Annotated in this window: 23 protein-coding genes and 1 riboswitch; of the genes, 12 read left to right on the top strand and 11 right to left on the bottom strand. The window is 71.5% G+C overall.

The window, feature by feature from the left end:
- The first annotated feature begins 176 nt into the window (after window positions 1–176).
- The 8 genes from pyrH (at window position 177) to ABZ877_RS05745 (ending at window position 9,161) form a co-directional block, all read left to right on the top strand.
- Complete coding sequence (gene pyrH, locus ABZ877_RS05780) at window positions 177–947, top strand: UMP kinase (RefSeq protein WP_361064946.1); 771 nt, start codon at window positions 177–179, stop codon at window positions 945–947.
- Between the two features lie 214 nt (window positions 948–1,161).
- Window positions 1,162–1,719: a ribosome recycling factor gene (frr, locus tag ABZ877_RS05775; protein ID WP_255982473.1), complete on the top strand. Its 558-nt coding sequence runs from the start codon at window positions 1,162–1,164 to the stop codon at window positions 1,717–1,719.
- A gap of 32 nt (window positions 1,720–1,751) precedes the next feature.
- Window positions 1,752–3,077, top strand: coding sequence for a phosphatidate cytidylyltransferase (locus ABZ877_RS05770; protein WP_361064942.1), 1,326 nt, complete (start codon window positions 1,752–1,754; stop codon window positions 3,075–3,077).
- 112 nt (window positions 3,078–3,189) lie between these two features.
- Window positions 3,190–4,296 carry a 23S rRNA (adenine(2503)-C(2))-methyltransferase RlmN gene (gene rlmN, locus ABZ877_RS05765; protein ID WP_361064939.1) on the top strand — a complete coding sequence of 369 codons (1,107 nt, stop codon included), beginning with the start codon at window positions 3,190–3,192 and terminating at the stop codon, window positions 4,294–4,296.
- Between the two features lie 31 nt (window positions 4,297–4,327).
- Window positions 4,328–4,446: riboswitch (TPP riboswitch) on the top strand.
- Window positions 4,447–4,515: 69 nt separating this feature from the next.
- Window positions 4,516–5,610 (top strand): thiamine ABC transporter substrate-binding protein, encoded by a 1,095-nt coding sequence (locus ABZ877_RS05760; protein WP_361064936.1) that lies wholly within the window; start codon window positions 4,516–4,518, stop codon window positions 5,608–5,610.
- 65 nt (window positions 5,611–5,675) lie between these two features.
- The gene (locus ABZ877_RS05755; protein WP_361064933.1) at window positions 5,676–7,289 is read left to right on the top strand and encodes an iron ABC transporter permease; all 1,614 of its coding nucleotides are present in this window, start codon (window positions 5,676–5,678) and stop codon (window positions 7,287–7,289) included.
- Window positions 7,290–8,339 (top strand): ABC transporter ATP-binding protein, encoded by a 1,050-nt coding sequence (locus tag ABZ877_RS05750; protein WP_361064931.1) that lies wholly within the window; start codon window positions 7,290–7,292, stop codon window positions 8,337–8,339. It begins immediately after the preceding gene.
- A gap of 9 nt (window positions 8,340–8,348) precedes the next feature.
- Window positions 8,349–9,161: a maleylpyruvate isomerase family mycothiol-dependent enzyme gene (locus ABZ877_RS05745; RefSeq protein WP_361064922.1), complete on the top strand. Its 813-nt coding sequence runs from the start codon at window positions 8,349–8,351 to the stop codon at window positions 9,159–9,161.
- Between the two features lie 64 nt (window positions 9,162–9,225).
- On the opposite strand, the gene ABZ877_RS05740 is transcribed toward ABZ877_RS05745, so the two are convergent.
- From ABZ877_RS05740 to ABZ877_RS05710, 7 genes are all read right to left on the bottom strand, one after another.
- A complete protein-coding gene (locus ABZ877_RS05740) occupies window positions 9,226–9,912 on the bottom strand; it encodes an LAETG motif-containing sortase-dependent surface protein (RefSeq protein ID WP_361064920.1) in 687 nt (228 codons plus the stop codon).
- 163 nt (window positions 9,913–10,075) lie between these two features.
- Window positions 10,076–11,257 (bottom strand): Rossmann fold nucleotide-binding protein, encoded by a 1,182-nt coding sequence (locus ABZ877_RS05735; protein ID WP_361064917.1) that lies wholly within the window; start codon window positions 11,255–11,257, stop codon window positions 10,076–10,078.
- A gap of 50 nt (window positions 11,258–11,307) precedes the next feature.
- Window positions 11,308–11,715, bottom strand: a complete 408-nt coding sequence (locus ABZ877_RS05730) for a VOC family protein (protein ID WP_361064914.1) — start codon at window positions 11,713–11,715, stop codon at window positions 11,308–11,310.
- Window positions 11,716–11,822: 107 nt separating this feature from the next.
- Complete coding sequence (locus tag ABZ877_RS05725) at window positions 11,823–13,040, bottom strand: hypothetical protein (RefSeq protein ID WP_361064911.1); 1,218 nt, start codon at window positions 13,038–13,040, stop codon at window positions 11,823–11,825.
- Window positions 13,022–13,762: an ATP-binding cassette domain-containing protein gene (locus tag ABZ877_RS05720; RefSeq protein ID WP_361064908.1), complete on the bottom strand. Its 741-nt coding sequence runs from the start codon at window positions 13,760–13,762 to the stop codon at window positions 13,022–13,024. The genes ABZ877_RS05725 and ABZ877_RS05720 overlap by 19 nt, the downstream gene beginning before the upstream one ends.
- Before the next feature lie 194 nt (window positions 13,763–13,956).
- Complete coding sequence (locus ABZ877_RS05715; RefSeq protein WP_361064905.1) at window positions 13,957–15,336, bottom strand: aspartate aminotransferase family protein; 1,380 nt, start codon at window positions 15,334–15,336, stop codon at window positions 13,957–13,959.
- Window positions 15,321–15,836, bottom strand: a complete 516-nt coding sequence (locus ABZ877_RS05710) for an Lrp/AsnC family transcriptional regulator (RefSeq protein ID WP_361064903.1) — start codon at window positions 15,834–15,836, stop codon at window positions 15,321–15,323. Before ABZ877_RS05710 ends, ABZ877_RS05715 begins: the two co-directional genes overlap by 16 nt.
- Window positions 15,837–16,000: 164 nt before the next feature.
- On the opposite strand from ABZ877_RS05710, the gene ABZ877_RS05705 reads away from it, so the two are divergent.
- The 3 genes from ABZ877_RS05705 to ABZ877_RS05695 all read left to right on the top strand — a co-directional run bounded on the left by ABZ877_RS05705 (window position 16,001) and on the right by ABZ877_RS05695 (window position 19,239).
- Window positions 16,001–17,443, top strand: coding sequence for a gamma-aminobutyraldehyde dehydrogenase (locus tag ABZ877_RS05705; RefSeq protein ID WP_361064900.1), 1,443 nt, complete (start codon window positions 16,001–16,003; stop codon window positions 17,441–17,443).
- Window positions 17,440–17,940, top strand: coding sequence for a DUF1990 domain-containing protein (locus ABZ877_RS05700; protein WP_361064897.1), 501 nt, complete (start codon window positions 17,440–17,442; stop codon window positions 17,938–17,940). Before ABZ877_RS05705 ends, ABZ877_RS05700 begins: the two co-directional genes overlap by 4 nt.
- A gap of 96 nt (window positions 17,941–18,036) precedes the next feature.
- Window positions 18,037–19,239 carry a spermidine/putrescine ABC transporter substrate-binding protein gene (locus ABZ877_RS05695; RefSeq protein WP_361064894.1) on the top strand — a complete coding sequence of 401 codons (1,203 nt, stop codon included), beginning with the start codon at window positions 18,037–18,039 and terminating at the stop codon, window positions 19,237–19,239.
- A 10-nt stretch (window positions 19,240–19,249) separates the two neighbouring features.
- On the opposite strand, the gene ABZ877_RS05690 is transcribed toward ABZ877_RS05695, so the two are convergent.
- The 3 genes from ABZ877_RS05690 to ABZ877_RS05680 all read right to left on the bottom strand — a co-directional run bounded on the left by ABZ877_RS05690 (window position 19,250) and on the right by ABZ877_RS05680 (window position 22,364).
- Window positions 19,250–20,422, bottom strand: coding sequence for a serine hydrolase domain-containing protein (locus ABZ877_RS05690; protein ID WP_361064891.1), 1,173 nt, complete (start codon window positions 20,420–20,422; stop codon window positions 19,250–19,252).
- Window positions 20,423–20,566: 144 nt separating this feature from the next.
- Entirely contained in the window at window positions 20,567–21,247 is a 681-nt protein-coding gene (locus ABZ877_RS05685) for a glycerophosphodiester phosphodiesterase (protein WP_361064888.1), read from the bottom strand.
- A gap of 28 nt (window positions 21,248–21,275) precedes the next feature.
- A complete protein-coding gene (locus ABZ877_RS05680; RefSeq protein WP_361064885.1) occupies window positions 21,276–22,364 on the bottom strand; it encodes an adenosine deaminase in 1,089 nt (362 codons plus the stop codon).
- Window positions 22,365–22,467: 103 nt separating this feature from the next.
- Here ABZ877_RS05680 and ABZ877_RS05675 point away from each other — a divergent pair, with 103 nt between their 5' ends.
- The gene (locus ABZ877_RS05675) at window positions 22,468–23,232 is read left to right on the top strand and encodes a DUF4190 domain-containing protein (protein WP_361064882.1); all 765 of its coding nucleotides are present in this window, start codon (window positions 22,468–22,470) and stop codon (window positions 23,230–23,232) included.
- 17 nt (window positions 23,233–23,249) lie between these two features.
- Here ABZ877_RS05675 and ABZ877_RS05670 read toward each other — a convergent pair whose 3' ends face one another.
- Window positions 23,250–23,798: an NADAR family protein gene (locus tag ABZ877_RS05670; RefSeq protein WP_361064879.1), complete on the bottom strand. Its 549-nt coding sequence runs from the start codon at window positions 23,796–23,798 to the stop codon at window positions 23,250–23,252.
- Between the last annotated feature and the right edge of the window lie 18 nt (window positions 23,799–23,816).

Below are 23,816 nucleotides of genomic sequence, written 5' to 3'. Positions count from 1 at the left end.
GCGACAGCCGCGAGACCCGGTGGCCACCCAGAGCCGCTAGGGTCGACAGCAGTCGCCCGGGCACGCGCCGGGCGACCGCAGATGTGACGAGGAGGCCATTGCCGCGCATGGGATGCGAACACCCCATCGGCAGTGGCCTTCTTCGTATGTGTGCCAAGTAAAGAGGCGAGAATTCCATGACCACCACTCAGGCCGACAACGGTGACAAGAGCGACGACGGCAAAGGCGCGGGCCGCTTTCTGCTGAAGCTTTCCGGCGAGGCGTTCGCCGGGGGCGGGGGTCTGGGTGTCGACCCCGACGTGGTGCACGCCATCGCCCGGGAGATCGCGGCCGTGGTCCGCGGCGGGGCGCAGATCGCCGTCGTCATCGGCGGCGGCAACTTCTTCCGCGGGGCCGAGCTCCAGCAGCGCGGCATGGACCGGGCCCGCTCCGACTACATGGGCATGCTCGGCACCGTCATGAACTGCCTGGCCCTCCAGGACTTCCTGGAGAAGGAGGGCATCGACAGCCGGGTGCAGACCGCCATCACGATGGGCCAGGTCGCCGAGCCCTACATCCCGCTGCGCGCCGTGCGCCACCTGGAGAAGGGCCGCGTCGTGATCTTCGGCGCCGGTATGGGCATGCCGTACTTCTCCACCGACACGACCGCCGCGCAGCGCGCCCTGGAGATCGACGCCGAGGCGCTGCTCATGGGCAAGAACGGCGTGGACGGCGTCTACGACTCGGACCCGAAGACCAACCCCGAGGCCGTGAAGTTCGACGCGCTCAGCTACGGCGAGGTCATCACCCGGGACCTGAAGGTCGCCGACATGACCGCGATCACCCTGTGCCGCGACAACGCGCTGCCGATCCTCGTCTTCGAACTGCTGACGTCGGGCAATATCGCCCGGGCCGTCAAGGGTGAGAAGATCGGGACGCTCGTGGGCGACCAGGGCACCCGCGCCTGACCTCACGTCCACGCGTCCGTACCGTCCCGCGAGGCTCGCGGGGGCACGGGGGATGGACAATGTCCTGCCGGTCGGACACCGTGCAAGGACACGGGGGACGACGAGGACCGAAGGACAGAAGGACGCCGCGGGAAACCGCGCGTCAAACAGACACGCGACGCAGCCGGCCGCCCCGTGCACGCCGGGCCTCACTCAAGACACGCAGGAGCAAGTGGTGATCGAAGAGACCCTCCTCGAGGCCGAGGAAAAGATGGAGAAGGCCGTCGTGGTCGCCAAGGAGGACTTCGCCGCGATCCGCACCGGTCGTGCGCACCCGGCGATGTTCAACAAGATCGTGGCCGACTACTACGGCGCGCTGACGCCGATCAACCAGCTCGCCTCGTTCTCGGTGCCCGAGCCGCGGATGGCCGTGGTGACCCCGTTCGACAAGAGCGCGCTGCGCAACATCGAGCAGGCGATCCGCGACTCCGACCTGGGCGTCAACCCGAGCAACGACGGCAGCATCATCCGAGTGACGTTCCCCGAGCTCACCGAGGAGCGCCGCCGCGACTACATCAAGGTCGCCAAGACCAAGGCGGAGGACAGCAAGGTCTCCATCCGCTCGGTCCGTCGCAAGGCCAAGGACGCCATCGACAAGGCGATCAAGGACGGCGACATCGGCGAGGACGAGGGCCGTCGCGGCGAGAAGGAACTCGACGACACCACCGCCAAGTACGTGGCCCAGGTGGACGAGCTGCTCAAGCACAAGGAAGCCGAGCTGCTCGAAGTCTGAGCGAGCGCGGAACATCGAGGTTCGAGGAATCCGTGAACGACTCTTCCTGGGGGGCGCCGTCCGGGCCCGGGTACGCGGGGCCGTCCGGCCAGGGGCCCGCCCATGGGCCGACCGGTCAGGGGCCCGCGCGTGGTCAGGGGCCCGGCCACGGCCAGGGGCCCTCGTACGGCCAAGCGCCCTCCTACGGGCAGGGACCTTCGTACGGGCAGGGGGCCGTCTACGGCCAGGGCCACCCGTACGACCAAGGGCGTCCTCCGGCGGGTCCCGCGTACGAAGGGCAGGCGGTTGAGGAGACTCGGCCCATGCCCATCGTGCCCGATATGCCCGACGTGCCCGCCGGTGGCGGGGACGGGGAGCAGGACGCCGACCGGGGGGCCGCTCGGGTGAGCGGCCCCTTGTACCGCGACGATCCGGTTCCGCAGCCGCCGCAGGAGCCTCTGCCGGCCTCTTCGCCCCAGCAGCCGCAGCGGCCCCAGCAGCCGCAGTCGTCGCACACACAGGCGCCGCAGTCGTCTTCGCGGCGCGCGGAGCCGCCGAAGGCGAAGAAGAGCGCGGGCCGGGACCTCGGCGCGGCCATAGGGGTCGGCGTCGGACTCGGCGTCGTGATCATCGCGTCGCTCTTCGTCGTCAAGGCCGTCTTCGTCGGCGTGATAGCGGTCGCCGTCGTCGTCGGCCTGTGGGAGCTGACCTCCCGGCTCCAGGAGCGCAAGAGCATCAAGGCGCCGCTCGTGCCGCTCGCCATCGGCGGCGCGGCGATGGTCGTCGCCGGATACGTCCGCGGCGCCGAGGGCGCCTGGGTGGCGATGGCGCTGACCGCGCTCGCCGTCCTGGTGTGGCGGATGACGGAGCCGCCCGAGGGCTATCTGAAGGACGTGACGGCGGGCGTCTTCGCCGCGTTCTACGTCCCCTTCCTCGCCACCTTCGTGGCGATGATGCTCACCGCGGACGACGGGGCGTGGCGCGTCCTGACGTTCCTGATCCTCACCGTGGTCAGCGACACCGGCGCGTACGCCGTCGGCTGGCGCTTCGGCAAGAACAAGCTCGCGCCTCGCATCAGCCCCGGCAAGACCCGCGAGGGCCTGGTCGGCGCGGTGGCGTTCGCCATGGTGGCCGGCGTGCTCTGCATGGAGTTCCTGGTCGACGACGGAGCCTGGTGGCAGGGGCTCGTCCTCGGCGTCTGCGTCGCCGCCAGCGCGACCCTCGGCGACCTCGGCGAATCCATGATCAAGCGCGACCTCGGCATCAAGGACATGGGCACGCTGCTCCCCGGCCACGGCGGCATCATGGACCGCCTGGACTCCCTGCTGCCGACGGCACCGGTGGTCTGGCTCCTCCTGGTCCTGTTCGTGGGGTCCTGACCCGGGCGTCTCTCCTGTTTACGGGCTCCCGCCTCTTGGCGGGGGCCCGTTTCCGCGCGCTGAAAAGCGGGATTCCCGACGGGCCTGCGACGCGTGCGACACTGGATGAGCCATGCCTAAGCCCGGAGAACTCACTTTCGTCGCCCCCCGCGGAGCCAAGAAGCCGCCGCGGCACCTTGCCGATCTTTCGCCCGCCGAGCGGAAGGAGGCTGTTGCCGCGATCGGTGAGAAGCCGTTCCGCGCCAAGCAGCTCTCGCAGCACTACTTCGCGCGGTACGCGCACGACCCCGCGGAGTGGACCGACATCCCCGCCGGGTCGCGCGAGAAGCTGCGGGAGGCGTTGCTGCCCGAGCTGATGACCGTCGTGCGGCACCTGTCGACCGACCAGGACACCACCCGCAAGACGCTGTGGCGGCTGTTCGACGGGACGCTCGTCGAGTCCGTGCTCATGCGCTACCCGGACCGGGTCACCATGTGCATCTCGTCGCAGGCCGGGTGCGGGATGAACTGCCCGTTCTGCGCCACGGGGCAGGCCGGGCTCGACCGGAACCTGTCGACCGGTGAGATCGTGCACCAGATCGTGGACGGGATGCGGGCGCTCAGGGACGGCGAGATCCCTGGTGGGCCGGCGCGGCTCAGCAACATCGTCTTCATGGGGATGGGCGAGCCGCTCGCCAACTACAAGCGGGTCGTCGGCGCCATCCGGGCGCTCACCGACCCCGAGCCGGACGGGCTGGGCCTTTCGCAGCGCGGTATCACCGTGTCGACGGTCGGGCTCGTGCCGGCCATCCACCGCTTCGCCGACGAGGGGTTCAAGTGCCGCCTCGCCATCTCGCTGCACGCGCCCGACGACGAGCTGCGCGACACCCTCGTACCGGTCAACACCCGGTGGAAGGTGCGCGAGGTCCTCGACGCCGGGTGGGAGTACGCCGCCAAGTCCGGGCGTCGGCTGTCGATCGAGTACGCCCTCATCCGCGACATCAACGATCAGGCGTGGCGTGGGGACCGGCTCGGGCGGCTGCTGCGGGGCAAGCCCGTGCATGTCAATCTCATCCCGCTCAACCCGACGCCGGGGTCGAAGTGGACCGCGTCGCGGCCCGAGGACGAGAAGGCGTTCGTCGAGGCGATCGCCGCGCACGGGGTGCCCGTCACCATCCGGGACACCCGTGGCCAGGAGATCGACGGGGCGTGCGGTCAGCTCGCCGCGACCGAGCGGTAATCTGAGGTCCGGCACCACTCACCACATCTGCATATTCCGACAGGGGAGCGCCACAGCGCTGAGAGTGCGGCACCGGTTCACACCGCAGGCCGCAGACCCTCTGAACCTCGCCCGGGTCATTCCGGGTAGGAAGTTCGGTCACCACTCATGCTGTTGCGCCCTGCCCGGGAACCTCCGGGCGGGGCCGCGTCTTCTCCTGGTCATTCCAGGAGGAATCCGATGAGCACCACCATCAGCAAGAAGAAGACGTGCCTGGCCCTGGCCGTGGGCGTCGCTCTTGTCGCTCTTTCCGCCTGCGGGTCGTCCGGCGACGGCGGCTCGGGCGACTCCAAGACCGTCACCCTGGTCAGCCACGACTCCTGGGCCGTCTCCAAGAACGTACTGAAGGACTTCGAGAAGAAGTCCGGGTACAAGGTGAAGGTCCTGAAGGACGGTGACGCCGGGCAGGCCGTCAACAAGGCGATCCTGTCCAAGGGCAATCCGCAGGGCGACGTCTTCTTCGGCGTCGACAACACCCTGCTGTCCCGCGCGATCGACAACAAGATCTTCACGCCGTACAAGGCCGAGGGGATCGAACGGGTGCTGAGCGAGTACCGGCTCGACATCCTGTTCGGCAAGTACAGCGTCACGCCCATCGACACCGGCGACATCTGCGTCAACTACGACAAGAAGTACTTCGAGCAGCACAAGCTGGCGCCGCCGTCCTCCTTCGCCGATCTCGCGAAGCCGCAGTACAAGAACCTGCTCGTCACGGAGAACGCCGCCACCTCCTCGCCCGGCCTCGGCTTCCTGCTCGGGACCGCCGCGGAGTACGGCGACGACGGCTGGCAGGGCTACTGGAAGAAGCTCGTCGCCAACGGGGTGAAGGTCGTCGACGGCTGGGACCAGGCGTACAACGAGGAGTTCAGCGGCAGCGCGGGCGGTAAGAAGGCGGGCGGCGACCGGCCACTCGTCGTGTCGTACGCGTCCTCGCCGCCCGCCGAGGCGATCTACTCCGACCCGCAGCCGAGGACGTCGCCGGTCGGCGTCGCGACGAAGACGTGCTTCCAGCAGGTCGAGTTCGCGGGGCTGCTCGACGGGGCGAAGAACGAGAAGGGCGGCAAGGCGCTCCTGGACTTCCTCATCTCCAAGGAGTTCCAACAGGACATGCCGCTCAACATGTTCGTCGACCCGGTGACCGAGGACGCCCACGCGCCCGCCGAGTACACCAAGTACGCCGTGCGCGTCGCCGACCCCGAGTACATGAGCCCGCGCAGGATCGCCAAGAACCGTGACAACTGGGTCAAGTCGTGGACCTCGCTCGTAAGGAAGTAGCACCCCCGACGCGGCCCCGGGCATCGCGCGGGCGCTCCTCCGGGGGCGCCGCGCGGCTCGGTCTCATGGTCGTGCCTGTCCTTTTCTTCGCGGTCTTCTTCGCGTACCCGGTCGTCGCCATCGTCCGCCGTGGGCTCCTCGTCGGCGGCGCCTGGCAGTTCGGGCGGATCGGGGACGTGCTGGCGGAGTCGGACATCCGGCACGTCCTGTGGTTCACGGTGTGGCAGGCGCTGGCGTCGACCGCCCTTACGTTGCTGATCGCGTTGCCCGGCGCGTATGTGTTCGCGCGGCTCGACTTCCCCGGCAAGCAGGTGTTGCGGGCGGTCGTCACCGTGCCGTTCGTGCTGCCGACCGTCGTCGTGGGGACGGCGTTCCTGGCCCTGGTCGGGCGGGGCGGGCTGCTCGACGAGCTGTGGGGCGTGCGGCTCGACACCACCGTGTGGGCGATCCTCGTCGCGCACGTCTTCTTCAACTACGCGGTGGTGGTCCGGACCGTGGGCGGGCTCTGGGGGCAGCTCGATCCGCGTCAGGAGGAGGCTGCGCGGATGCTCGGCGCCTCGCGGTTCGCGGCGTGGCGCCGGGTGACGCTGCCCGCGCTCGGCCCGGCCGTGGCGGCGGCGGGGCTGATGGTCTTCCTGTTCACCTTCACGTCGTTCGGGGTCGTGCAGATCCTCGGCGGGCCGGGCTACTCGACCCTCGAAGTGGAGATCTACCGGCAGACCGCGCAGATCTTCGACCTGTCGACCGCCGCCGTCCTCACGATCGTGCAGTTCGTCGCGGTCGGGCTCATCCTGGGCGTGCACGCCTGGAGCGTGCGCCGGCGCGAGAGCGCGCTCCGGCTGGTCGACGCGGCGCACACGGCGCGCAGGCCGCGCGGGGCCGGGCAGTGGGCGCTGCTCGCCGGGGTCCTCGCCACGGTCGCCGTGCTGATCCTGCTGCCGCTCGGCGTGCTGATCCAGCGCTCGCTCGACGCGCCGGGCGGGTACGGGTTCGCGTACTACCGGGCTCTCGGCGACTCCGACGGCGGGACCTTCCTCGTACCGCCGATCGACGCCGTGTGGAACTCCCTGGAGTACGCGCTCGCCGCCACCGGGATCGCCCTCGTCGTCGGGGGGCTCGCGGCCGCCGCGCTGACCCGGCAAGCGGGACGGCTCGTGCGCGGGTTCGACGCGCTGCTGATGCTGCCGCTCGGGGTGTCCGCCGTGACCGTCGGGTTCGGGTTCCTGATCACGCTCGACAAGCCGCCGCTCGACCTGCGCGCGTCCTGGATCCTGGTGCCGCTGGCCCAGGCGCTGGTCGGCGTGCCCTTCGTCGTACGGACCATGCTGCCGGTCCTGCGCGCCGTCGACGGGCGGCTGCGGGAGGCCGCCGCCGTGCTCGGCGCCTCGCCCCTGCGGGCCTGGCGGGAGGTCGACCTGCCGATGGTGCGGCGGGCGCTGCTCGTCGCGGCCGGATTCGCGTTCGCCGTGTCGCTCGGCGAGTTCGGGGCGACCGTCTTCATCGCGCGGCCCGACAACCCGACACTGCCGGTCGCCGTGGCCCGGCTGCTCGGCCGCGCCGGCGACCTCAACTACGGGCAGGCGATGGCCCTCTCGACGGTCCTCATGATCGTCTGCGCCGTCTCCCTCCTGCTGCTCGAACGCATCCGGCCCGCGCGGGCCACGACCGGGGAGTTCTGAATGGCGGCCATGCTCGCACTGGACGACGCGACCGTACGGTTCGGGGGGCGCGCGGCGCTCGACCGCGTGGACCTGGAGGTCGCCGAGCACGAGATCGTCTGCGTGCTCGGGCCGAGCGGCAGCGGCAAGTCGACGCTGCTGCGGGTCGTCGCGGGGTTGCAGCACCTCGACTCCGGGCGGGTGCTGCTCGCCGGGCGCGACCAGGCGGGTGTGCCCGCGCACAAGCGGGGCGTGGGGCTGATGTTCCAGGACCACCAGTTGTTCCCGCAGCGGGACGTGGGCGGCAATGTCGCGTTCGGGCTGCGGATGCACGGCGCCGGCAAGGCCGAACAGCGGGCTCGCGTGCGGGAGTTGCTCGAACTCGTCGGGCTGCCCGGCGCCGCCGACCGTGCCGTCGGTGCGCTCTCCGGCGGTGAGCAGCAGCGCGTCGCGCTGGCCCGCGCGCTCGCGCCCCGGCCGCGCCTCCTCATGCTCGACGAACCGCTGGGCCAGCTCGACCGTTCGCTGCGCGAGCGCCTGGTCGTCGAACTGCGGGAACTGTTCGGAGAGTTGGGCACCACCGTGCTCGCCGTCACGCACGACCAGGGCGAGGCGTTCGCCCTCGCGGACCGGGTCGTCGTCATGCGGGACGGGCGCATCGCCCAGTCCGGCACGCCCCTCGACGTGTGGCTCCGTCCGGCCGACGAGTTCGTGGCTCGTTTCCTCGGGTTCGACAACGTCGTGGAGGCGACCGTCTCGGTCTCCGGTGACGCCGCGGACACTCCGTGGGGCAAGGTCCCGGTCCCGGCAGGGGCGGCGCGGGGCCCCGGGAAGATCCTCGTACGGCCCGCTGGCGTACGGCTCGTCGACGCCGCCGACGCCCAGTTGACCTGCACCGTCGCCGCCCGCACCTTCCGGGGTACGCACGTCGCGCTGCACCTGCAACCCGAGGATGCGCCCCGGCTCGAAGCGGCCTGCGCGCTGCGCGAGGCGCCGGAGCCGGGTGCCGAGGTCGGCGTGGCCTTCGACGCCGCCGAAATTGTGGTGCTGGGCGGGGGACCGGCTACGTAGGGTCGGCGCATGACGACATCCGCGCGCACCCCACAAAGCCAGCTCTCGCACGACCGTTTCTGTACGGAGATCGTCGCGCAGGCCGACCTGTTGAGGGCGCACATCGACGGCGCCGATCTCTCCGTGACCGTGCCGACCTGCCCGGACTGGACCCTGCGCCAGCTCGTCGAGCACGTGGGCCGCGCACACCGCTGGGCCGAGGCGATGGTCCGTACGCGGGCGAGCGAGCAACTGGACGAGAACGACCTGCCGGACAGCGCCCCCGCGGACGACGACCCCGCCACGCTCGCCACCTGGTTCGGCGACGGGGCCCGGCGCCTCGCGGACACCCTGCGCGCGGCAGGGCCCGACACCGCCTGCTGGAGCTGGGCCTGGCAGCAGGACTCCGGGTTCTGGGCGCGCCGGATGACCCACGAGACGGTGATCCACCGGGCGGACGCGGCGCTCGCCGCCAAGGCCGAGTACGACGTGGCGCCCGAGATCGCCGCCGACGCGATCGACGAATGGCTGCGGATCGTGCGTTACGTGCAGGACGTCGACGCCAGGGACGGCGCGCAGGAGTTGAAGGCGGGCGGTCGCACGCTCCACCTGCACGCGACCGACACGGCACCGGAGTCGGCCGCCGAGTGGCTGATCGAACTGGGCGACGAGGGAATCGTCTGGCGGCGCGAACACGGCAAGGCGGACGTGGCGCTGCGCGGGCCCATGACCGACCTGCTGCTCGCGTTCTACCGGCGCCGGTCGCTGGACGACGGGGGCGTCGAGGTGCTCGGTGATCGCGCGCTGCTCGACTTCTGGCTGGAGCGCGCCACGTTCGGCTGACACCGGGCGCGCATGGGGAAGGGGCCGTACGGGGCACGTGCCCCGTACGGCCCCTTCCGTACTGCTAGTTCTGGGCCGCGCCGCGCTTGCGCAGGGCGAAGACCACACCGCCACCGGCGACGACGAGCGCCGCGGCGATGCCGGCGAACAGGCCGGTGTTGCTGTCGGCACCGGTCTCGGCGAGGTCCGAACCACCGGCCGGGGAGGCCGAGTTCGCGGGCGCCGGGGCGGCGGGGCTCTCCGACTCCGGGGCCGCCGGGGTCGGCTTGGCGGACTCGGCGGGCTTCGACGTCTCCGGGGCCGGGGTGCCCGGCGCGGGCTTGGCCGGCGTCGGCGTCGGCTTGGGCGTCGGCTTCTCGGTGGCGCAGGCGGTCGCCGGGGTGGTGACGCCGCCCTCTATGTCGTCGTCCACGTTGAACGCGTCGGTCTTCACGTGGATGCGGAAGTGCGTCTTCGGCGCCCAGTCACCTTCGAACGTGACGGTGGCGCCTTCCGCGGTGCCCTTGACGACCTTGCTGTCGAGGTTCTTGCCCGAGTCATCGATCAGCGTGATGGTGGCAGGCGTCCCGGACCTATCGACGTCCTTGACGGTGATAACGCTCTTCGCACCGACGCAAGAGGCGGTGGCGCTGAACTCGTTGATGTTGCACGCCGACGCGGTACCGGCGACGCCCAGCGTCAGCGCGGTCGCGGCCGCCGCCACACCGGCGAACCGGGCGGCGCGTGCGGATATACGGGGGGTTACGGACACGGTTGTCCTTCACGGGATCAGTGCAGAAAGAGATGAGGTGCCGCGAGGGGGAACGCGTAGCTCCGCCTCAGCACCCTCACGGTCCCCACACGTTTACAAGTGGCGGTGACGCAGCGTCAATACAGAGAAAGGTTTAACCCTCTACTCTTGACCTGTACTTGACCTAACGTGGCTCAGATTCTGCCTGCTCGTTCCTGTCGTTCACCATGTGTTCGAGCGCCGGGCCCGCTTCCTCGACCGAGTCGACGAGCGCGATGCGCGACTCCATCGACCGGCCGCGCGCGAGCGCCCGCAACAAGGGCCACGCGGGCAGCGTCCGCGTCCAGTGCTCGCGGTCGACGAGAACCATGGGGGTCGGTTCGCCCCGGGACTCGTAGTAGTTGGGCGTGGCGTTGTCGAAGATCTCCTGGACCGTGCCGGCCGCGCCGGGCAGGAAGATGACGCCCGCGTTGGAGCGCGCGAGCAGGCCGTCCTCGCGGGTGGCGTTGGCGAAGTACTTGGCGAGGTGCGCGGCGAACGCGTTGGGCGGCTCGTGCCCGTAGAACCAGGTGGGGATGCCGACCGAGGCGCCCCCCTCCGGCCAGCGGGAACGCACCTCGAAGGCGGCCCTCGCCCAGTCCGTCACCGACGGCGTGAACGAGGGGTGCTTGGCGAGCAGCCGCAGCGCCTCGTCGAGCATGCCGTCGGCGAGCGGGGCGGCGTACGCGCCGAGGTTGGCCGCCTCCATCGCGCCCGGGCCGCCGCCGGTCGCCACGGTGAGCCCGGCGCGCGCGAGGGTGCGGCCGAGCCGGGCCGCGCCCGCGTACTCCTCGGTGCCGCGCGCCATCGCGTGGCCGCCCATGACGCCCACCACCCGTGCGCCGACGAGGAGTTCGTCGAGGGCGTCGGAGATCGAGTCGTCGTGGACGGCGCGCAGCATGGACGCGAAGACGTCGCCGTCCGTCTTGGTCCGCTGGAACCAGGCGTACGCGCGCGCGTCCGGCGTCGCCTCGTACCCGTCGGGTCCGGAGAGGCCGTCGAAGAGTTCGGCGGGCGTGTACAGGTGACCGCGGTACGGGTCGAAGGGCAGGCCCGGGACCGGCGGGAAGACGAGCGCCCCTTCGGCCCTGACGCGGGCGGCCGCCACCGGGTCCATGGGGCAGCCGAGGAAGACGGCGTCCGCGACGCCGGCGGCGAGCAGCCGGTCGGTGCGCTGGGTCAGGTCGACGGCCTGCACGCGGTGGCCCGCGAGGGTGCCGCGGGCGGCGAGCACCTCGTCGAACTCGGCGAGCGTCTCGATCTCGCGGTCGGGCGTGGCCGCGCGGGGGGCCGGTACGGAGGGCGGTGTCGCTGGGTTCGGCTGCACCCGCCCATGCTAAGCACCGCCCCAACCATCCCCCCGGGCGCGGGGGTTGCTCAGCTCTCGATCACCGACGGGTCCATCCAGGCGACCTCGAAGGTGTGGCCGTCCAGGTCGTCGAAGGCCCGCCCGTACATGAACCCGTGGTCCTGCTTCTCGCCGGTCTCGGTGCCGCCCGCCGCGACGGCCCGCTCGACCAGCTCGTCGACCTTCTCGCGGCTCTCCGCGCTGAGCGCGATCAGGACCTCGCTGTGGGTGGTGGAGTCGACGATGGTCTTCTTGGTGAAGCCCGCGTACTTCTCCTTGGTCATCACCATGAGCACGATGGTGTCGCTGATCACCACGGCGGAGGCGGTCTCGTCCGTGAACTGCTGGTTGATCGTGTAGCCGAGCTCGGTGAAGAACTTCTTCGAGGCGTCCAGGTCGCTGACGGCCAGGTTCACGAAGATCATCTGCTGGTACATGGGAGGCCCGTCGCCTTCTGTGTGTCGGTGAGTTCTTGCGCGTACGCAGGATTAGACGGACCCCGGCACCGAAACTCATCGCTGAGTGGTCGGAAAGCGTCGGGAAATTATCGGGAGATCAGCGGAACGGCGGAGAGCTCCGCGACGACCCAGGTCAGCGGGGTGAAGACGAGCAGCAGAGCACCCGCGCGCAGGGCCGCGGCGCCGCGCAGGGAGGTCGCGGGGGCGCCGAGGCGCAGGAGCGCGGCGGTGGTGTGCCGGCGCGCCTGGCGTGCCTCGACGGCCGCCGTCAGCAGGGTGGCGAGGGTGCAGCCGACGACGAGCACCGCGCCGAGCGCGGTCAGCGGGCCGAGGCCGGGGGCCGACGCGGGGGCGTGCCCGTACAGGACGTTCGCCGCGTACGCGCCCGAGGCCACGGCGCAGACGACGCCGAGGGGGCGGCCGATGCGCCGCGCCTCTTCCTGGAGGACGCGCCCGGCGAGCAGCCGGACCGCGCCGGGGCGCACCGCCTGCAGCGCCCAGCCGGTCAGGTAGGTGAGGGCGGGTCCGGCGAGCGCCAGGCCGAGCGCGGTGAGCGCCCACCCGGCGAGGACCGCGCTGGGGCTGCCGCCGAGTCCGCCCGGCATCCGCAGCCCGTCGCCGGCGCCCGCGCGGGAGGCGTAGGTCTCCACGGCGAGCCCGGCGGCGAGCAGCGCGACGCCCCAGGGCAGCCCGCTCGGCGCGGGTGCCGGTTCGGCGAAGGGTTCCTGGGGCTCGGTGTCGGGCGGCTCGGCGGTCCTGGCGGCCCGGCGGCCGCCCCGCGCGGACGCCGTGGCCCGCTGTGGGCGCAGCACCACGGCGCTCGCGCCGGAGGCGACCAGGGGCACGCACGTGAGCAGGGTGAGGACGGCGGGGAGCGGTAGGGGCCGGTCGGCGGCGAGCAGGCCGCGCGCCGCGCCGTCGAACGGGAGCCCGAAGAGGCCGCCGCGCAGATGCAGGAAGAACAGCAAGGCGAGGGCCGAGCCGAGCGCGCAGGCGAGCGCCGTGGAGACGGTGGCGAGCAGGGTGAGGCGGGCCGGTCCGAGACCGACGGCGGAGAGTCCGGGCCGCGGTTTCGTACCCGGGTCGGAGCGGGCGACGGCGACCGCGAAGTAGGCGGTGGCGGCGAGCGGCACGGCGCACCACAGGAGCCGGGCCACGGCGCCGGTGGACGCTTCGGGGTGGCCGAGCGCGTAGCCCAGCGTGCACAGCAGCAGGAAGCCGGTGCCCGCGGAGGCGGCGGCGACCAGGAGCCTGCGCATCTGGACCAGGGGCCGGCCACCGCGCACTAGACGGAGAGCGAGCACGCGGCGCGGCCTTCCGGGTCGGCGGCCGCGACGGGCAGCGGCACGGTGGTGACACGGCGTCCGTCGAGCAGCGGCACGGTGCGGTCGGCGTGCGCGCTGACGTCCGGGTCGTGCGTGGCGAGGACGACGGTGATGCCGTGCGAGCGGGCCGCCGCCGTCAGGGTGCGCAGCACGTGGGCGCGGTCGGCGCGGTGCAGGGTCGCGGTCGGCTCGTCGGCGAAGACCACGTCGGGGGCGTGCACGAGGGCGCGGGCGATGGCGACGCGCTGGCGCTCGGCCATCCGCAGGGCGCCGGGCCGCTTGCGGGCGAGGTGTCCGACGTCGAGCCGCTCCAGCCACTCCTGGGCGGCGCTCTTCGCGGCGCGGCGGCCGGTGCCGCGCAGCATCAGGGGCAGGGCGGTGTTCTCCCAGGCGTTCAGCTCCGGGACCAGGGCGGGCTCGGGGTCGATCCAGCCGAACCGGTCGCGGCGCAGGCGCTCGCGCACGAGCGCGCCCATGGTGTGCACCGGGGTGCTGTTGAACCACACCTCGCCCTGCTGAGCCACGAGCTGGCCCGAGAGGCAGCGCAGCAGTGTCGTCTTGCCCGCGCCGCGCGGGCCGCTGACCGCCAGGGTCTCGCCCTCGCGGACCTCGACGGAGACGCCCGTGAGCGCCGGGGTGCCGTTGTGCGAGACGTGCAGCGCGCGTGCCCGGAGCACGTCGTTGTCCGGCGGGGCCACCATGGCGTACACCTCGGTTCGGATCAGTTGTGCCGGGAAGGGCTTCCCATCCCCCGTACGGGGGAACGAAGGCGGGGCCGATCGGTTACAGGCACGTTAGGTATTCCGGACGATATGTCTGGAAAGGACGCGGCCCGGCCGCGTCCATCTCACTCGGATGGCGCGGCCGGGCCGGGGCCGAACGGGGCGTGCGCGGCTCAGATCTTCGTCCAGGCCTCCGTGAGCACCTGGCGGACGATGGACTCGATCTCGTCGAACGTCGACTGGTCGGAGATCAGCGGCGGCGAGAGCTGGATGACCGGGTCGCCACGGTCGTCGGCGCGGCAGTACAGGCCGTACTCGAACAGCTTCTTGGAGACGAAGCCGTACAGGACGCGCTCGGACTCCTCGTCCGTGAACGTCTCCTTGGTGGCCTTGTCCTTGACGAGCTCGATGCCGTAGAAGAAGCCGTTGCCGCGGACGTCGCCGACGATCGGCAGGTCGTGCAGCTTCTGGAGGGTGGTGAGGAAGTTCGCCTCGTTGTCCAGGACGTGCTGGTTGAGGCCCTCGCGCTCGAACAGGTCGAGGTTGGCGAGGCCGACCGCCGCGGAGACCGGGTGGCCACCGAAGGTGTAGCCGTGCAGGAACGTGTTGTCGCCCTTGTAGAACGGCTCGGCGATGCGGTCCGAGACGATCGCCGCGCCTATCGGGGAGTAGCCCGAGGTCATGCCCTTGGCGCAGGTGATGATGTCGGGGACGTAGCCGAACTTGTCGCAGGCGAACATCGTGCCGAGGCGGCCGAAGGCGCAGATGACCTCGTCGGAGACGAGCAGCACGTCGTACTGGTCGCAGATCTCGCGCACCCGTTGGAAGTAGCCGGGCGGGGGCGGGAAGCAGCCGCCCGCGTTCTGCACCGGCTCCAGGAAGACGGCGGCGACCGTCTCCGGGCCCTCGAAGAGGATCTCCTGCTCGATCTGGTCGGCGGCCCAGCGGCCGAACGCCTCGGGGTCGTCGCCGTGGATCGGGGCGCGGTAGATGTTGGTGTTCGGCACCTTGTGCGCGCCGGGCACGAGCGGCTCGAACGGAGCCTTCAGGGCGGGCAGACCGGTGATCGACAGGGCGCCCTGCGGGGTGCCGTGGTAGGCGACCGCGCGGGAGATGACCTTGTACTTCGTGTGGTTGCCGGTGAGCTTGTGGTACTGCTTCGCCAGCTTCCACGCGGTCTCGACGGCCTCGCCGCCGCCGGTCGTGAAGAAGACCTTGTTGAGGTCGCCCGGCGCGTGGTGGGCCAGGCGCTCCGCCAGCTCCACGGCCTTGGGGTGGGCGTAGGACCACACGGGGAAGAAGGCCAGCTCGGACGCCTGCTTGGCGGCGACCTCGGCCAGCTCGCGGCGGCCGTGCCCGGCCTGGACCACGAAGAGGCCGGCAAGGCCGTCGAGGTACTTCCTGCCCTGGTCGTCCCAGATGTAGGTGCCCTCGCCACGCACGATGGTGGGAACGGGCGCGTTCTCGTACGACGACATCCGTGTGAAGTGCATCCACAGGTGGTCGTACGCGGTTCGGCTGAGGTCCTTGCTCACGGCTATCGGGTTCCCCACATGTAGGTCTGCTTCTTGAGCTTGAGGTAGACGAAGCTCTCGGTGGAGCGCACGCCGGGAAGGGCCCGGATGCGTTGGTTGATGACCTCCAGGAGATGGTCGTCGTCCTCGCAGACGACCTCCACCATCAGGTCGAACGAGCCCGCGGTCATCACCACGTACTCGCACTCCGGCATGGCCGTCAGCGCGTCCGCCACGGGGTCGAGGTCGCCCTCCGCGTGGATGCCGACCATCGCCTGGCGCCGGAAGCCCACGGTGAGCGGGTCGGTGACGGCGACGATCTGCATCACGCCCTGGTCGAGCAGCTTCTGCACGCGCTGGCGCACGGCCGCCTCGGAGAGGCCGACGGCCTTGCCGATGGCGGCGTACGGACGCCTGCCGTCCTCCTGGAGCTGCTCGATGATCGCGAGGGAGACGGCGTCGAGGGGCGGGCTTCCGCCACTCCTCGAACGGGGTCCCTTGGGGTCTGCGCTGCGACTGGCCACGACTTCACTGTGCACGAGGACTCGACAGTTCCGCAAGCCCGGACCGAGGTAATCCGTTGTCTGCGGCTCGAATACTCACGGATTTCGTAGTCCGGGCGCGGTGGGGGGTGTCGAAAGCGTCGGCGTACGGATTAGGGTGGTGTCTCAAGCAGTGGACATCCCGACAAGGAGGCCGGTCAGTGACCACCAGTGAGCTGCGTCGTCTGCGTAATTTCATCGATGGCGAGTTCCGGGACGCCGCCGACGGCCGGACCACCGAGGTGGTCAACCCGGCCACCGGTGAGGCGTACGCGACCGCGCCGCTCTCCGGCCAGGCCGACGTCGACGCCGCGATGGCGGCCGCCGCCGCCGCGTTCCCGGCCTGGCGCGACCAGACCCCGGCCGAGCGGCAGAAGGCGCTGCTCAAGATCGCCGACGCGTTCGAGGAGCGGGCCGAGGAGCTGATCGCGGCCGAGGTGGAGAACACGGGCAAGCCGATCGGGCTCACCCGCAGCGAAGAGATCCCGCCGATGGTCGACCAGATCCGGTTCTTCGCGGGCGCGGCCCGGATGCTGGAGGGCCGCTCGGCCGGCGAGTACATGGAGGGCCTCACCTCCATCGTCCGCCGCGAGCCGATCGGCGTCTGCGCGCAGGTCGCGCCGTGGAACTACCCGATGATGATGGGCGTGTGGAAGTTCGCCCCGGCGCTCGCCGCGGGTAACACCGTCGTCCTCAAGCCGTCCGACACGACCCCCGCCTCCACGGTCCTGATGGCCGAGATCATGGGCTCGATCCTGCCCAAGGGCGTCTTCAACGTCGTCTGCGGCGACCGCGACACCGGCCGCCTCATGGTCGAGCACGACACCCCGGCGATGGCCTCCATCACCGGCTCCGTGCGCGCCGGCATGCAGGTCGCCGAGTCCGCCGCCAAGGACCTCAAGCGGGTCCATCTGGAGCTGGGCGGCAAGGCGCCGGTCGTCGTCTTCGAGGACACCGACATCGCCAAGGCCGTCGAGGACATCTCGATGGCGGGCTTCTTCAACGCGGGCCAGGACTGTACGGCCGCCACCCGCGTCCTCGTGCAGGAGTCCATCCACGACGAGTTCGTCACCGCGCTCGCCAAGGCCGCCGCCGACACCAAGACCGGCATGCCCGACGACGAGGACGTGCTCTACGGCCCGCTCAACAACCCCAACCAGCTCAAGCAGGTCTCCGGGTTCATCGAGCGCCTGCCCGCGCACGCCAAGGTCGAGGCGGGCGGCCACCGCGTCGGCGAGAAGGGCTACTTCTACGCCCCGACCGTCGTCTCCGGCCTCAAGCAGGACGACGAGATCATCCAGAACGAGGTCTTCGGCCCCGTCATCACCGTCCAGTCCTTCACGGACGAGGCGCAGGCCACCGAGTGGGCCAACGGCGTCGACTACGCCCTCGCCTCCTCGGTGTGGACCAAGGACCACGCGCGCGCGATGCGCATGTCCAAGGCGCTCGACTTCGGCTGCGTCTGGATCAACACGCACATCCCGCTCGTCGCCGAGATGCCGCACGGCGGCTTCAAGAAGTCCGGCTACGGCAAGGACCTGTCCGCGTACGGCTTCGACGACTACACGCGCATCAAGCACGTGATGACGTCGCTGGACGCGTGAGCCTCACCTACACGGAGATCGGCGCGACCCTGGCGGAGGACCACCGACTTCCGCCCGGGTACGCCCACCTGGACCGCCGTGTCCGGCTCGGCTCGGGGCAGCAGTGCTTCGAGCGGGCGGGCGCGGCGGTCCTGTCGTGGGGCGCCCAGCGCGGCGCCGGTCTCTCGGTCACGCCCGGCGACGACGTGCGCGAGGGCGCGGACGTGGTCCTGCGCCTGCTCGGGCTCCGCATCCCGTGCCGGGTGGTGGGGGTGGTGCGGGACGGTGTGCGCATCGGCTTCGCCTACGGAACCCTGCCCGGCCACCCCGAACGCGGCGAGGAGGCGTTCCTCGTGGTCCGGGAGGCGGACGACTCCGTGTGGTTCCGCATCCGCGCGTTCTCCCGGCCCGGCCGCTGGTACACGCGGGCGGCGGGGCCGGTGGGCCGGGCCGCGCAGCAGTGGGCGACGCGGCGCTATCTGCGGGCGATCGTGGAGGCGAGCCGGGGCGAGGGGTAGGGACCGGGCTCTGTCGACAGGGTGTCGCTCCGGAACCCCGCCGCTCGACGCAGCGTCCATTGCCCCGGTACCGCCCGCGGCGGCATTCTGCGGGGCGTGCGAGCCCAACACCTCTCCTCCCAGGTCACCCGTCGTTCCCTGCTGCGCGCCCTGGGCGGTGGTGCCGGGGCGCTGGCCGCCGGCGCCCTCGCCGCCGGGTGCGGGGTGCCCGCCGCGTACGTCGCGCCGGGGGAGCGCGCCGGACGGGACCTGTCGTCCGCCCAGAAGCGCCTGACCTGGGCGAACTGGCCGCTCTACATCGACGTCGACGACGACGACCCCTCCCGGCGGCCGACCCTGGACGCCTTCGGTGAGCGGACCGGCATCCAGGTCACGTACACCGAGGAGATCAACGACAACGACGAGTTCTTCGGCAAGATCAGCCCGTCCCTGATGAACCATCAGAGGACCGGGCGCGACCTCGTCGTCATCTCCGACTGGATGTGCTCGCGCTTCGTGCGGCTCGGCTGGGTCCAGGAGATGGACCGGGCCCGGCAGCCGAACGTCACCGAGCACCTCGACCCGCTCCTGCGCTCGCCCGCCTTCGACCCCGGGCGCAGGTTCACCGTGCCCTGGCAGTCCGGCATCACCGGCATCGCGTACAACAAGCGCCGCCTCGGCCGGGAGATCAAGCACGTCGGCGACCTGTGGGCCGACGATCTCAAGGGCCGCGTCACCCTGCTCTCCGGGCTCGACGAGTCCTTCGCGCTGCTCATGCAGGGCAACGGCGTCGACATCACCCGGTGGACCGCCGACGACTTCCACCGCGTCTGCGACCAGGTCGAGAAACTTGTCACGTCCCAGCACATCCGCCGCTTCACCGGCAACGACTACATCAAGGACCTGTCCAGCGGCGACGTCCTCGCCTGCCAGGCCTACAGCGGCGACGTCATCCAGCTCCAGGCCGACGACCCCGACATCGCGTTCGTCGTCCCCGAGGAGGGCGCCGAGCTGTGGGCCGAGTCCCTGATGATCCCCAACCTCGCCGACCACAAGGCCAACGCCGAACGCCTCATCGACTACTACTACGAGCCCGAGGTCGCCGCCGCACTCGCGGCATGGGTCAACTACGTCTGCCCGGTCCCGGCGGCCAGGGACGTCCTCGCCGCCGCGAAGGACCGGGAGACCGCCGCACTCGCCGAGGACCCACTGATCTTCCCCGACACCGCGATGCGGTCGCGGCTCGCCATCGCCCGGGACATCGCCCCGTCGGAGCGAACGGAGTTCGCGAAGCGGTGGAACGCGATCGCGGGGTTGTGAGGGTGCGTGGTCAGTCCAGGTTCTTCAGCGTCGCCCTCACGACGCGCTCGGCCACCGCGTTCATCCCCTCGCCCTTCGCGTCCGTCGAGTTCACCGAGTAGACCAGGGTGCGGGACAGATCGCGCGTGCCGCCGGCCATGGAGCTGTAGCCGTAGCGGCTGCCCGTCTTCAGCCAGACCTCCTTGCCGTCGTCGGTCGTGAAGCGCTGGAGGCCCGCGCTCATCGTCGCGCCCGTGATGTGCGACGGCACGGTGAACATCTCCTCCAACTGCGGCTGCGGGACGACGCGGCCCCGGAACAGGGCCGTGATCAGGCGTTCCAGGTCGGCCGTCGTGGAGATCATGTCGCCGCCCGCGAGACGGTCGTACTGGTTCCACTCCGTCACGTCGATCAGCTTGCCGCCGGAGAGCTGGTAGCCGTGGTTGTGCGGGCCCCGGATACGGGTCCCGGTGCCGGGGAAGTACGTGTGCCGCATGCCGGCCGGACGCAGGACGAGCCGTTCGGCCTCGGCCGCGTACGAGTGGCCCGTGACCTTCTCCACCAGGAGGCCGAGCAGGGTGTAGTTGATGCCGAGGTACTCCTGCACCTCGCCGGGCTTGTGCGCCCGGCCCGCCGCGATCGACCCGGCGACGACCTGTCGGGGCGTCAGCGTCTCGAAGCGGTGCGGATACTCCTCCTCGAAGTTCCTGCCCCAGCTCGTGCCCGGCTTGAGTCCGCTCGTGTGGTTGAGCAGGTGGCGTACGGAGATGGGGTGGGGGAAGGCGTCGGCGTTCGGGGCGAACAGGTCGGGGAGGTAGCGCTGGATGGGCGCGTCCAGGTCCAGCTTCCCGTCGGCGGCCAGGCGCAGCACCGTCGCCGCCGTGACCACCTTCGTGGTCGAACCGGCCCGGAACCGCGCGTTCTCCAGTGCCTTCGCGCCCGTACGCAGATCACGTACGCCCGCGACGCCGTGCCAGGAGCCGCCCCTGCCGCCGACGCGGACGAGGGCGGCGGTGGCGTCGGCGTCCGGCAGACCGCTGATGGCCTGCCGCAGGGCTTTCGCGTCAGGTGCGGAGTGCTTGGGCGCGTGGGCGGCGGAGTGGGGTGCCGCGGGTGCGGCGGTGGCCAGGGGGGCGGCGACGGCGCCGAGGGCGAGGACGGTGGACACGGCGAGGGCGCGGACGGCATGACGCTTCGGCTGCAACGGGGGCTCCTGGTGCGGTAGTTGGCCCGGACCGGGCCGGTGTGCACCATCCTGTGCGGCTGCCGGGGCGTGCAGATCGTCGCGAGGGAGGAGCCGGACCCTGGCGGTCGGCCGGGACGTCCCCTAGGGGCCCGGCCTCGGGTGTCAGGTGTCCCGCAGGGCTGTCAGGAGGTCGACGCGGTTCGTCGTGATGGAGTCGGTGCCCGCGTCCAGCAGGCGGCGCATCGATCTGCGGGTGTCCGGGGTCCACGCCGAGAGCAGGTAGCCGTCGCGGTGGACGCGGGCCGCGAGGTCGCGGGTGACGAGCGGGAAGCGGTAGTTGAGCCAGCGCGGGCGGACCGCGTCGAGCAGGGCGTGGCGCGGCGGGGCGAGGGAGGTCCAGGTCAGGGCGATCTCGGCGGCCGGGTCCGCGGCGCGTACGAGGAGCATCGTGCGGGCGCCCGCGCAGTACTGGACGCGCTCCTGCGCGCCCAGGTCGTGCACGGTGGCGACCACCGCGCGGACCGTCGCCGTGTCCGCGCCGGGCAGGTCGATCATCAGCCGCGCCGACGCGGCCTGTTCGAGGGCGTCGGCCAGGGTGGGCACGCCGCCCGCCGTCAGGCCGCGCACCTCGTCGGCGGAGAGCGCGGAGAGCGGGCGGTCGTGGCGCCACAGGCGTTCGAGCGTCGCGTCGTGGAGGAGGACGGGGACGCCGTCGCGGGTCAGGCGGACGTCGACCTCCACCACGTCCGCGCCGAGCGCGAGCGCCGAGCGCAGGGACGGGAGGGTGTTCTCGCGGACGCGGTAGGGGTCGCCCCGGTGGGCCACGGCGGTGACGGTGCGCATGGCCCCCATTGTGGTGCGGAACCCCCGGTTACGCGTCGGCCAGCCAGTTGTCGGTGTACGTGTCGATCTCGGCGACGATCCTGGCCTTGCCGGGCTCGTCGAGGAAGGAGGCGTGGACCGCGTTCTTCGCGAGGTCGGCGAGGCCCCGCTCGTCGAGGTCGAGGAGGCGGGCGGCGACCGCGTACTCGTTGTTGAGGTCGGTGGAGAACATCGGCGGGTCGTCGGAGTTGATGGTGACGGTCACGCCCGCGTCGACGAACTGCTTCAGCGGGTGTTCGTCGAGGGTGGCGACCGCGCGGGTCGCGATGTTCGACGTCGGGCAGACCTCCAGGGGGATGCCGCTCTCGGCCAGGTGCGTGAGCAGCTTCGGGTCCTGGGCGCTGGAGGTGCCGTGCCCGATGCGCTCGGCGCCGAGGTAGGTGAGCGCGTCCCAGACCGTCTCGGGACCGGTCGTCTCGCCCGCGTGCGGCACGGAGTGCAGGCCCGCGGCGATCGCCCGGTCGAAGTACGGCTTGAACTGCGGCCGGGGCACGCCGATCTCGGGCCCGCCGAGTCCGAACGAGACCAGGCCCTCCGGGCGCAGCGCGTCGTCCGTCGCGAGCCGCGCCGTCTCCTCCGCGGACTCCAGGCCCGCCTCGCCGGGGATGTCGAAGCACCAGCGGAGGACCGTGCCGAACTCCGACTCGGCGGCCTTGCGGGCGTCCTCGATGGCGTCCATGAAGGCGCGGTCGTCGATGCCGCGCCGGGTGGAGGAGAAGGGGGTGATGGTCAGCTCGGCGTAGCGCACGTTCTGCCGGGCCATGTCGCGGGCCACCTCGAAGGTGAGCAGGCGTACGTCCTCCGGCGTCCGGATCAGGTCGACCACGGACAGGTACACGGTGATGAAGTGCGCGAAGTCCCGGAACGTGAAGAAGTCCGCGAGCGCCTCGGGGTCGGTCGGCACGGCCGAGTCCGGGTGCCGGGCGGCGAGCGTCGAGACGATCCTGGGGGACGCGGAGCCCACGTGGTGCACGTGCAGCTCGGCTTTGGGCAGTCCGGCGATGAAACTCTGCAGACTCTGGCTCACGGATTCCTCCCCAGGAACGTGGGTGATCGGCTGATCAGGGTTATGCCGCATCGTATGCGGGAGCGCGGCCCGCCCGGGGCACGGGCAGCCCGGGAGGCCCGCAGCCCCGACCCGTAGCATGGCGGGACCGATTCGACCGAAGGGGGCGCTTCACATGGGAGGCGGCACCACACCGCAGGGCAATGACCCCTGGGCCGCGCCGCAGGGCGCGGCACCGACGCAGCCGAGCGGTTCCGAGGGGCCCGAGAGCCCGGCGGGCGCCGGTGGTCCGGACCCTCGTGGCATCCACGAGAGCCAGACGGTGACGGCGATGCCGGCACACCAGCTGTCCAAGCCCCCGCAGGCGCCCAAGCCCCCGCAAGCTCCTCAGCCTCCGCAGGCGCCTCAGTCGCCGTACTCCGCGCAAGCCCCTCAGCCTCCGCAGGCACCGCAGGCACCGCAGCAGCCTCACGCGGCACACAACCCGTACGCCCCGCAGGCCCCGGCCTCGCCCTACGCGGCGCCCCAGAGCGGCAGCGGCCCCGTGCCGCCCCCGCCCGTCTCGCCCGCCGGGCCCGGCGCGCCCGCCTACGGCGGCTACCCGAGCGCACCGCAGTACGGGTACCCGGCGCAGCAGGCCGCCCCGTACGGCGTGCCGCAGTACGGCTGGCAGGGCGGGATGGCGCCGCAGCCGAACAACGGCATGGGCATCACCGCGATGGTGATCGGCATCGTCTCCGCCGTGCTGTGCATGGCCTGGTTCATCTCGCCGATCCTGGGCATCCTCGGCATCGTCTTCGGCATCGTCGGCCGGGGCAAGGCCAAGCGCGGCGAGGCCACCAACCCCGGGCAGGCGCTGACCGGCATCATCTGCGGCGCGTTCGGCCTCGTCGTCGGGGTCGGGTTGTTCACGATGCTGATCGTGTTCAGCGTCACGTGACCCGTCGGGCCCGCCTCTCAGCGCAGGCGGGCCCGCGCCTCCATCAGCGCGAACCCCAGCAGGTTCGGCCCTCTCCACGCCTCGGGGTTCTCCGCGTCCGCGTCGTCCGCCGCGAGACCGATGCCCCAGACCCGGTCGACCGGGCTCGCCTCCACCAGCACCCGCTCGCCCGTGCCGAGCAAGTACTCCCGCAGGGCCGGGTCCGAGGCGAACTTGTGGACGCTTCCCTCGACGACGATCCGGCGGCGCTCCCGCTCCCACACCGCGTCGTCGAAGCCCCGCACCAGGCGGCCCTCCTTCTTCGCCTGCGAGGGATGCCCGGCCGCGAGCACGCGCCGCTCCGCCTCCGCGTCGTCGAACAGCCGCGCCTTCGCCGCCATCATCCAGTGCTCCGCCGTCGCGTACTCCACCCCGTCCACGGTGAACGGCGACGGCCACCACTGGCTCAGGCAGCTCGGACCGAGCGTCCCGTCCTCCCGCGCCGTGTGACCCCAGAAGCGCAGGTACTTCACGCGCGCCCCCGCGGCCAGGGCCGCCACCAGCGCTTCCCTGCTGTCGATCTCCATGCACGCGAGTCTGGCACG

The sequence above is a fragment of the Streptomyces sp. NPDC046939 genome (assembly GCF_040644575.1).
GTDB lineage: Bacteria > Actinomycetota > Actinomycetes > Streptomycetales > Streptomycetaceae > Streptomyces.
The sequence above is the reverse complement of the archived record's forward strand: the minus strand, read 5'-3'. Positions and strand labels throughout refer to the sequence as shown.